This is a genomic window from Vibrio sp. 1402 (assembly GCF_033340275.1).
On the sequence record NZ_JAWOWE010000396.1, the window covers coordinates 1 to 626 of the forward strand.

General features: G+C 44.2%; 1 protein-coding gene. It reads right to left on the reverse strand.

What is annotated here, in order from left to right:
* The coding region (locus tag R7044_RS26280; RefSeq protein WP_225456125.1) for an alpha/beta fold hydrolase at window positions 1-626 on the reverse strand (626 nt) is incomplete at both ends.

A 626-nucleotide genomic window follows, 5' to 3' on the forward strand; every position in this document is an offset into this window, starting at 1 on the left:
CGTGTAACCAATGGCCAGTGTTGGCAATAATGTGTGCTTTAGCTTGTTTGAATTGTCGTTGTACTGACGGTTGGTGCTCTGGCATTAAGTAGTCCGAATCTCCGCCTTTAATGAAGAGTGTCGGGATCTCGGTAGGAGCAATATCTTGCCAGCCAATGATCTCAGCATAGTTACTTAATAAACTGTCGACGTTAAATCGCCAAGCCATATGGTCTTCATTTTTAAACAGAGATTTTGAGAGAAATTGTCTAACGCCATCCATCTCAATGTGTTGAGCTAAGATTTCTAACGTTTGTTGACGGTTCGCAGGTTTTTCTTTGATAACGGCCAGCAAACCATCAAATACGTTGTCGTGACGATTGGTCTGGTAAGCTACTGGAGCCATGTCCAATACGACCAACTGTTTCACAAGATTTGGTGCTATATCAGCGAGTTTCATCGCGACTTTACCGCCCATTGAATGGCCGACGATTATCGATGGCTCAACGTTTAAGTGCTGAAGAAGCGTCGCGACATCTTGTGCCATGTCAGTGTAGTTATGAGTATCAGAGTGGAAAGAGAGACCGTGATTGCGTAGGTCGATACTGATCACTGAGTGATCTTCAACAAGATCACGAGCCAATAGG